Source organism: Polaromonas sp. P3_C2, assembly GCF_056402675.1.
Map to the genome: position 1 here is coordinate 1 of NZ_JBFUGX010000100.1, position 8,871 is coordinate 8,871.

Genomic DNA, 8,871 nt, shown 5'->3' on the forward strand with positions numbered 1-8,871 from the left:
CGGCGCCATGCCGTCGGCCGCATGCACGTCGCCCCACTGGATCAGCGTGGGCAGCGCGCCGTAAAACAGCCGCTGGCCGTCTTCGCGCACGGTGATCTTCCAGGTGAGCTGGCCTTGCGGCGTCATGCGCGAGACGTCCAGCGCCTCACCGCGATCCAGCCCCAGGCGGGAAAGCGCCCGCACCGCCGCGATCACACGGGGCGTCGAGGCGACAAAGTGCGCGAGCTGCGGGCCGGTCTTGCTCAGCCGCAGCTGCAACTCATGATCATCCAGGTCATACCAGCGTCTGGCCGGTGCCGTACGCGGGGTTTGCTTGTCCGGATTGATTGCAATGATTTCGAAATAGGCGCGTGGAAAGGCCGGCGAGGCCACTGTGAAGAGCCGGTTGTGCGTGCCCATCAGCGGATGCTCGCCGCCCGGCCCGGGCGTGATGCCCAGCACGCGTTCGCACCACTGCACGCCTTCGGCGAGGCTGGCCGCCACCACCACGAGGTGGTCGACCTGCGAGGCCAGCGGCGGGAGTGTGGTGCTGTGTTCCATGGTTAGGGCTGGTTCCTAAAGCGTCACGCTTCCGTCAATGCAGGTGACCGATTCGCCGCCCACCCACACCTGGCCGGCTGCATCGCGCTCGATATGCACCTGACCGGCGCGGCCCAGGCAGACACCTTGCGAGGCGGTATAGCGCTCGGATGCATGGCCTTCGGCGATCAGCCACTGGGCCAGGCTGGCATTGAGGCTGCCGGTGACGGGGTCTTCGTCGACACCGATGGGAGAGGCGAAGGCCCGAACTTCGAAATCAGGGGCTGTTTCAGGTGCGGAGGCTGCGAATGCCTTGGCTTCGCGGTTGGCGCGTGCAATCAGCGGCGCGGTTTCCTCACGTGGGTAGCGCGCCACCACGCCGACTTTGGTGCCCAGCTTGGCCAGCGCTTTGTGATCGGGCGCCAGTTGCAGCACGGTCTCCGGGTTGTCCAGCAGCAGGCCCAGCCACAACGGGCCGTTGTCCAGGCATTGGGCAGCCAGGATGCTTGTCGCTTTCAGGCCCAGCGCGCCGGCTACCTGCGCCAGCAATGAGGGGCTGGGCGCGGAGCGCTTCAGGGCCGGCGCGGCAAACGCCAGGCGCTTCGTGCCAGTCTCGCGGCGAATCTTCACCAGGCCTACTTTGCACTCCTGCACGATAAAGTCTTTGCTGTGCGGTTGCCCACCGGCTTCCAGCCAGCTGTGGCAACTGCCCAGCGTGGGGTGGCCGGCAAAAGGCAGTTCGCCGCCGGGCGTGAAGATGCGCACGCTGTAATCAGCCGTGGCGTCTGTGGGTGGCAACAGGAAAGTGGTTTCCGAGAGGTTGGTCCACTTGGCAAAACGCTGCATGGCGGCATCATCCAGGCCGCTGCCGTCGATTACCACGGCCAGGGGGTTGCCGAAGTAAGGGGTGGGTGTGAACACGTCGACTTGCTTGAATGCGCGCTGCTTCATGGGGTTTCTCGGTTTTCCAGGGGAGGTTTGAAGATTTATGACAAAGGCAGGTCCAGCACGCCGCGCGTGGCGGGCCGTGCCAGGAGGGTTTGGTACCAGCGGTCCAGATGGGGACGCACGGGCCGCGGCTGCGGCAAGCCGAACCAGCGGTGCATTTCGCAGCCYAGCGGAATGTCGGCCATGCTGAACTGGTCGCCGCCCATGAACGCATGGTCAGCCAGATGTGCATCGAGCAGTGTTAGCAGCGCTTCGGTGGCGGCTACGGACTGCGCAATCAGTTCTGTATTGCGCTGCTCCGCTGGCGTGCGAATCCACTGCACGAAAGCCGTGCGTCCGGCCGGGTTGAAGGTGGTCTGCTGCCAGTCCATCCACTGCTCGGCGGCAAAGCGTTGCGGCAGCGTTGTGGGATAAAAATTGCCTGGCGAGTGCTTGGCGCAGAGGTAGCGCACGATGACATTGGACTCCCAGATGAGCACCTCACCGTCTTCCATCAGCGGCACCAGCGCATTCGGGTTCTTGCGCCGGTAATCGGCCTCCTTGACGATACCGAACTGGCCCCCGGCGTCGGTTCGCTGCATCGTGAGGCCCAGCTCCTGCGCGGCCCACACGACTTTTCGCACGTTGATGGAGCTGATGCGCCCCCAAAGATGAAGCATGTCAGGTCCCTTTCGCGTTCATCATGCTGCCGCGCGCAGTTGAGGCAGGCCGGCAGGTAGTTGCTCGCGTATGGCCGCAGCCAGCGCGGCGATGCCGATGTTGATTTGCTCGACGCTGGACGTGACGAACGAGAGGCGCAGCGTGCGGGCGTCGGCATGGTCGGCGTAGAAGGCCCAGCCGGGCACAAAGGCCACGTTGCGCTCCACGGCCTTGGGCAGCAGGTCGATGGCGTTCATGCCTTCAGGCAGGCGCACCCACAAAAACATGCCGCCGGCCGGTGTGTTCCAGCTCACACCTTCGGGCATGCCCTGCTTCATCGCGGCCAGCATCGCGTCGCGCTGCGATTTGTAGAGCGCGCGAATGGTCGGCACGTGGCGGTCCAGGAAGTTGTTCTTCATGGTCTCGACCACCATGCGCTGGTTAAAGCCCGGCGTGTGCAGGTCGGCCGCTTGCTTGGCTTGCAGCAGCTTGGGGTAGAGCGACTTGGGCGCGACCAGAAAGCCCAGGCGCAAACCCGGCGCCAGGATTTTCGAGAACGAGCCCATGTACACGCAGCCTTCAGGGTTGCGCGCGGTGAGCGGCAGCGGCGGCGGTGTGTCAAACCACAGGTCGCCATAGGGGTTGTCTTCGACGATGGGCAGGCCCAGGCGCGCGGCCTCGGCGCTCAGTGCGGCGCGGCGCGCTTCTGTCATGGTGCGGCCGGTCGGGTTCTGGAAGTTGGGCAGCACATAAAAGAAACGCGCACCGGCGGCCTTGCTGGCCAGGTCCTTGACGTCCACACCTTCATCGTCGCTGGCCACGCCGACGATTTCGGGCTCCATCGGCGTGAAGGCCTGCAGCGCGCCCAGGTAGGTAGGCGTTTCCACCAGCACGCGGCTGCCGGCGTCGATCAATATCTTGGCGATCAAATCCAGGCCCTGCTGCGAGCCGGTGGTGATCAGCACCTGCGCCGGGTCGACTTCCCAGGGCAGCATGGCGGCCACCATCTCGCGCAGCGGCGCATAGCCTTCGCTGGCCGCATACTGCAGCGCCGCATGGCCGTCTTCGCGCAGCACCTTGTCACAGGCTTCGCGAAAGGCGGCGACCGGAAAGGTCTTGGGCGAGGGCAGGCCGCCGGCAAAGCTGATGATGCCGGGCTTCTCGGTGACCTTGAGGATCTCGCGGATCACCGAGGGGTTCATTTTTTTGGCGCGCTGCGCTTGGGTCCATTCCATTTCACTCTCTCCTTATGGGCCGTCAAAAGACAACCGGGCACAAAAATTTTTGGCAAGATTTTCAAAATCCACTGTCCGGTGGCTGCCGGGAGCGGGGACGACTTGGCGCATTCATTCTGCCCCCGCTCCGTGCACTTGTCTTTGCTTTCACACTCGCCATACCCGTCCTTGCGGGTCTGGCGTCACGACGCGCCGGACATTTCCGGTGTCGTCGACTGTTCCTGTAAATTCGCCTTCAGATGTGCAAGTCCCCGTGAGACGTATTCCTCTTTTTCACCGACCGGGGCAAAGTAGTGCAGCACCTCGCGGGCTTCGTCAATGCCCTTCAGCCGGGCAATCAGCCATGCGGAAATGTATTGCGCGGACATGCAGCCGCCTGCGGTCGCCAGGTTGCCCTTCGCAAAGAAGGCCTGGTTCAGGATGCTCACCCCGGCTGCCTGCACCCAGGGCTTGCTGGTCAAGTCCGTGCATGCCGGCATCTGGCCGACAAGCCCTAGCTTGGCGAGCAAAAAGGTCCCGGAGCACTGCGCCGCTATGAGCTGCCGTTGTGGATTGAGCTGCAGTTGACCGAGGATGGACGCGTCATTGGCGACTTCGCGCGTTTTCATTCCGCTGCCGATTAATACGGCATCGGCCCGATTGGCTTCTTTCAGGCCGATATGCGCATCAATGGTGAGGCCGTTCATCGACGTCACGCGCTCGGTGGGGCTGGCAATGCTGACTTTCCAGTCGGCATCACCCCGCAGCGAAATGCGGCTCAGCATTCCATAGGCGATCAAGGAATCCAGTTCGTTGAAGCCGTCGAAGGTAAGGATGGCGATATGCATGAAAGCTGTCCTGATGCGGGTTGAAAGCGCTACTTCACTGAAAGAAAAAAAGACGTTGCTGTGAATCGATCTACCGGTACCGAGGTGAGACGGTTGGTGCGGGGTCAGTCCACGATAAACAGTTTGGCCCCCGAAGGCGAGGTCGACCGGTGGGCTTCGGCGCCGTCTGCCACCTGGTAGCTCATGCCCGGTAACAGCACGTGCACACTGCCGTTGTCCAGCTCCGTATGCAGCTCGCCTTCCAGGCAAAGCAGGATGTGGCCTTTGCTGCACCAGTGATCGGAAACATAGCCGGGCGTGTACTCCACCATGCGCACGCGCACATCGCCAAACTTGCGGGTGCGCCAGAAGGCCTTGCCTTCCAGGGCGGAATGTTCGGTGCGTTCCACGTTGGACCAGTCGGTGGTGCCGAAGGGAATTTCGTTCATTTTCATGCTGCTTACTCCGTGACCGACACGATGGCTTCGATTTCCACCGCAAAGCCCCGCGGCAGTGAGCCCACGCCGACTGCCGAGCGCGCATGGCGGCCCGCGTCGCCGAATACCTGCACCAGCAGGTCAGAGCAGCCGTTGATGACTTCGGTATGGCCCGTGAAATCGGGCGCCGCATTGACCATGCCCAGCAGCTTGACCACGCGCCGCACGCGCGAAAGTTCGCCCAGGGCGGCCTTCATGGTGGCAATCAGGTTCAGTCCGACGTCGTGGGCATGTTTGCGGGCTTCCTCCGCGCTGATCTCGCGCCCGACCTTAGGCACCACAGCCAGGTCTTGCCGCAGCGGCGAGCCCTTGCCCGACAGGTACAGCATGGAACCGTCGAGCACCCAGGCATCGAAGTTGCCGCGAGGGGTCACGACGGGCGGCAGGATCAGGCCGAGTTGCTGCAGGCGTTGTTCGGGGGTCATCGATGGTTCCTTGTTGTAGGGGATATCCTGGAAAGCAGTGCAAAAGCGGCGGGCGGCCTCAAGCCCGCTTCATGCCCGCTTTCGCTGGTTGGGCGTGATGTGTGTAATGGTGCCGTCGCCGTAAGAGCGCAACACCTGTGAGATGACGATGTGAAAACCTTTGTACCACTGCGTGTACTGGCGTTTGGCTTCCAGGTGCTTGGGGTGTGCTGAAAATACGCGCAGCGATTCCTCGGTCTCCCAGAAGTAAGTCGCATTGGTCAGCACGCCATCCGGCGAACGCCAGGACTCCGCGCCCAGGTAGCCCGGCGTGGCAAGGGCGGCTTCTTCGATCAGCGCGTCCAGCGTGTGGAACCGTTCGTCGTAGGTGCCGGGTTCAAAGATAAAGGCGGCTGAGTACATCACAACTTTCTGGTGTTGAGCAAAGAGCCCGGTTCGGCGGCCGGCATGCGGGCGCCTGACTGCACCGGCATTTTTTTGCCGATGAAAACGGTGGCAATCACGGCCAGCCCGAAGCCGACAGTGACCGCGTCCAGGTGCTCGCCAAGCAGCGGCACAGAAAACAGCATGGACAAGAACGGTTGCACCAACTGCACCTGGCTGACACGGACCGTGCCGCCCAGCGCCAGGCCGCGGTACCAGGCAAAAAATCCCAACCAGGCCGAGAACACCGCCACGTAGGCAAAGCCGGCCCAGGCGCTGACCTTGAGTGGTGCTGTGGGCCAGCTGAGAAGAGACAGCGGCAAAGTCAAGGGCAGCGAGAGCACCAAGGCCCAGCAGATCACGTGCTCGGCGCGCATGTGCTGGGACAGCCGCGCGCCGTAGCCGTAACCGACTGCCGCGCACAAACAGGCGGCCAGCAACAATAGGTCAGCAAAATGGATGGACAGCCCACCCTCACTGTTTGAACGCAGCATGGCAAACAAAACCACCAGCGCGCTGCCCAGCGCCGCACACAGCCAGAAGCCGGCAGACGGACGCTGGCGGTGCAGCAGCGCGCCCACTGCCGCGGTGGCCAGGGGCAGCACGCCGAGGATGACGCTTGCATGCACGGCTTCCACGTAACGCATGGCAATCGAGGTGAAGAGCGGAAAACCAAACACCACGCCGCCCGCGGTGATGGTCAGCGGCAACCAGTCCTTTCGCTGCGGCAGTGGCGCGCGGGTGGCCAGCAAAAACGCCGCCGACAACACGGCCGCCACCGTGGCCCGCCCGAGCGCGATGAAAACGCCGGACATCTGCGGTGCATCGGGCGTGCCCACGGCCAGGCGTGTCATGGGCAGCGTGACGGCAAAAATCACGATGCCCAGCAAGCCGAGCCATAGCCCTTTGTTTGTGTCGGCAGATGTGGACGTCATATAAAAAGCATCCAGATGGCGGTGGCCACGAGTACCAGCGCCATGGCGCGGTTGAACCACTGGAGCCGTCGTCCGCTGCCGGACGGGCCGGTCAGCCACTCGCGCAGCAATGACCCGGCGAGCGCGTAAGTGAGGTTGCTGACAAACGCGTAGGCCAGCATCACCGGCAATACGATGGCCAGCCGCGCGCCCGGGGCCTCGCGGCCGGCAATCCAGCCGCTCACGATGGCCAGCGCCAGCATCCACGCCTTGATGTTGACAAACTGCAGTGCGGCGCCTTGCCAGAAAGTGATGTTCAGGCGCGCCGCGTCCGCCTCGCTCAATTGGCGCGACTGCGAAATCTTCCAGGCCAGCCACAGCAGGTACGCCACGCCGATGATCTTCACGGCCCAGCTCAGCAAGGGCACAGCCAGCACCAGGGCGCCCAGCCCCAGGGCACACACCAGCAGCAGTACGCCCCAGCCGACCGGCACCGCGCAGACAAAAGGCAGTGCGCGTTTCAACCCATGGTTGGCTCCCAGTGCGGTTGATAGCGTCGTGTTGGGTCCCGGCGAAAAGCTCATCGCCGTTGCCAGCACCAGTAAGGCCGTAAATTCTTGCCAGTTCATGTTTTCAACTTTATAGTTGAAAGCAATACACCACCAGTACAGTTGTTGGTACAAATTTCCAAACTGTATTGGTCAAATTGTCAGCACACATGCCGCCTGCAGGGCGTGCCAAGGCCACACCATGTTGATGAAAACCGCTTCACAGTCCCTCACCGAACAGCTGTCGGCGCGCTTTGCCGAACGCATCCGTAGCCGGCTGTTGGCCCCTGGTGCGCGCCTGCCTTCTGTGCGGCTGTGCGCCGAGCAGCAAGGTGTAAGTGCCTCCACCGTGGTGGCGGCTTATGACCAGTTGCTGGCGCAAGGCCTGGTGGTGGCGCGCAAGAACCGCGGTTTTTTTGTCCGTGATACTTCGCTTAATGCGGCGCTGGCGCAGGCTCCTAAAGCGCCGGCAGCTATAAAAAATATAGCAGACGCAAAAACGGGTACGGCCGCGGGCCACGCCCCCCCGGGCGCCTGGAGCACTGCGACCTGGATGGCCACGCGCCAGGCGCCGGTGGATGCGACGGCGCTGATCCGCGGGATGTTCCACAAGGTCAGCAACAAGCCGCAACCCGGCATGGGCGTGTTTCCACCAGACTGGCTCGAAACCACCTTCATGCCGGCCGCCGTCCGCAAAGTCACCAGCGTCAGCGCGTTGCGGGACTTTTCGCTCCAGTACGGTGAACCCATGGGCGACAGCGGCCTGCGCCGCGCGCTTTCGCAGAAGCTCAGTGCACTCAATGTGCACGCCGCGCCCGAGCAGATCATCACCACCGTTGGCGCCACCCATGCGCTCGACATCGTCAGCCGGACGCTGCTGCGTGCCGGGGACTGTGTGATGGTGGAGGAGCCCGGCTGGGCGGTGGAGTTCGCCCGACTGGACGCTTTAGGCATGCGCATCCTGCCGGTACCGCGCCGCGCCGACGGCCCGGACCTGGCGGTGATGGCCCAATACTGCGAAATCCACCAGCCCAAGCTGTTTGTCAGTGTCAGCGTATTCCACAACCCGACGGGCTACTGCCTCACGCCCGGCAGCGCCCACCGCGTGCTGCAGTTGGCGATGCAACACAACTTCCACATTGTTGAAGACGACACCTACAGCCACCTGGCGCCTGAGCATGCCACGCGGCTATGCGCCCTCGATGGGCTGCAGCGCACGATTTATGTCAGCGGCTTCGCCAAGATCCTGGCACCCGGCTGGCGCGTCGGCTTCATGGCCGCACCCCCCGACCTCATCGAGCGCCTGCTGGACACCAAACTGCTGGCCACGCTAACCACGCCAGCCCTGCTGGAGAAGGCGCTGGCCTGGTGCATAGATCAGGGCCAGTTACGCCGGCATGCCGAGCGTATTCGCACCCGGCTTGACGGCGCGCGTGCACGCAGCGTCAAATTGGCCCTGGCTCACGGCTGCACATTTGCTGCGGAGCCCGCCGGCCTGTTCGGCTGGGTGGACACGGGCGTCGACACCGATGCGTTGTCCCAGCGCATGCTGGACGAGGGCTACCTGATTGCGCCTGGCGGCTTGTTTCACGCGGCGCGCAAACCCAGCACATTGATGCGCATCAACTTTGCAACCACGCAGGAGGCTGCGTTCTGGAAGGTGTTTGCGCGCTTGCGTGATGCCGTGAGGTAACTTTCCTCCTTCTTTCGCGGCTTGCCCTGACAGAACAGGGCGGGCCGTGAAGAAGCGAGTTTTGAGCGAGCTTGGCACCGAGTTCGGGCAGCTTGTCTTTCGCCACTCTGCCCGCGGCGAGCGGCCGCGACTATGCGGTTATGTCTTCCGCCCCGCCATGCTCCGCGTTGGAGTTCGCCTGGCTTGTTGCGCCTGGGGCGTTGCCCTTTCCTCCCTTCCCCCTC

11 protein-coding genes are annotated in these 8,871 nt (G+C 63.4%); 1 reads left to right on the forward strand and 10 read right to left on the reverse strand.

Annotated features, from left to right (window positions below; all coding sequences use genetic code 11):
- From AC1DWI_RS06485 to AC1DWI_RS06530, 10 genes are all read right to left on the reverse strand, one after another.
- Nucleotides 1-540, reverse strand: a 540-nt coding sequence (locus tag AC1DWI_RS06485; protein WP_477724558.1) for a VOC family protein, incomplete at its 3' end; no start/stop codon positions are given.
- A gap of 15 nt (nucleotides 541-555) precedes the next feature.
- Nucleotides 556-1,470 carry a PhzF family phenazine biosynthesis protein gene (locus AC1DWI_RS06490; RefSeq protein ID WP_477668692.1) on the reverse strand — a complete coding sequence of 305 codons (915 nt, stop codon included), beginning with the start codon at nucleotides 1,468-1,470 and terminating at the stop codon, nucleotides 556-558.
- A gap of 35 nt (nucleotides 1,471-1,505) precedes the next feature.
- A complete protein-coding gene (locus AC1DWI_RS06495; protein WP_477668691.1) occupies nucleotides 1,506-2,126 on the reverse strand; it encodes a glutathione S-transferase family protein in 621 nt (206 codons plus the stop codon).
- A gap of 21 nt (nucleotides 2,127-2,147) precedes the next feature.
- A complete protein-coding gene (locus AC1DWI_RS06500) occupies nucleotides 2,148-3,341 on the reverse strand; it encodes an aminotransferase-like domain-containing protein (protein ID WP_477668690.1) in 1,194 nt (397 codons plus the stop codon).
- A gap of 182 nt (nucleotides 3,342-3,523) precedes the next feature.
- Nucleotides 3,524-4,168 (reverse strand): DJ-1/PfpI family protein, encoded by a 645-nt coding sequence (locus AC1DWI_RS06505; protein WP_477668689.1) that lies wholly within the window; start codon nucleotides 4,166-4,168, stop codon nucleotides 3,524-3,526.
- Nucleotides 4,169-4,272: 104 nt separating this feature from the next.
- Nucleotides 4,273-4,602, reverse strand: a complete 330-nt coding sequence (locus AC1DWI_RS06510; RefSeq protein ID WP_477668688.1) for a DHCW motif cupin fold protein — start codon at nucleotides 4,600-4,602, stop codon at nucleotides 4,273-4,275.
- A gap of 5 nt (nucleotides 4,603-4,607) precedes the next feature.
- Nucleotides 4,608-5,069 (reverse strand): RidA family protein, encoded by a 462-nt coding sequence (locus tag AC1DWI_RS06515; protein WP_477668687.1) that lies wholly within the window; start codon nucleotides 5,067-5,069, stop codon nucleotides 4,608-4,610.
- Nucleotides 5,070-5,138: 69 nt separating this feature from the next.
- Nucleotides 5,139-5,471 (reverse strand): antibiotic biosynthesis monooxygenase family protein, encoded by a 333-nt coding sequence (locus AC1DWI_RS06520; RefSeq protein WP_477668686.1) that lies wholly within the window; start codon nucleotides 5,469-5,471, stop codon nucleotides 5,139-5,141.
- Nucleotides 5,471-6,427: a DMT family transporter gene (locus AC1DWI_RS06525; protein WP_477668685.1), complete on the reverse strand. Its 957-nt coding sequence runs from the start codon at nucleotides 6,425-6,427 to the stop codon at nucleotides 5,471-5,473. The genes AC1DWI_RS06520 and AC1DWI_RS06525 overlap by 1 nt, the downstream gene beginning before the upstream one ends.
- Nucleotides 6,424-7,035: a LysE family translocator gene (locus AC1DWI_RS06530; protein ID WP_477668684.1), complete on the reverse strand. Its 612-nt coding sequence runs from the start codon at nucleotides 7,033-7,035 to the stop codon at nucleotides 6,424-6,426. Before AC1DWI_RS06530 ends, AC1DWI_RS06525 begins: the two co-directional genes overlap by 4 nt.
- Before the next feature lie 121 nt (nucleotides 7,036-7,156).
- Between AC1DWI_RS06530 and AC1DWI_RS06535 the strand changes: the two genes are divergently transcribed.
- On the forward strand, nucleotides 7,157-8,647 hold the full coding sequence (locus AC1DWI_RS06535; protein WP_477668683.1) for an aminotransferase-like domain-containing protein: 1,491 nt from the start codon (nucleotides 7,157-7,159) through the stop codon (nucleotides 8,645-8,647).
- Nucleotides 8,648-8,871 lie beyond the last annotated feature (224 nt).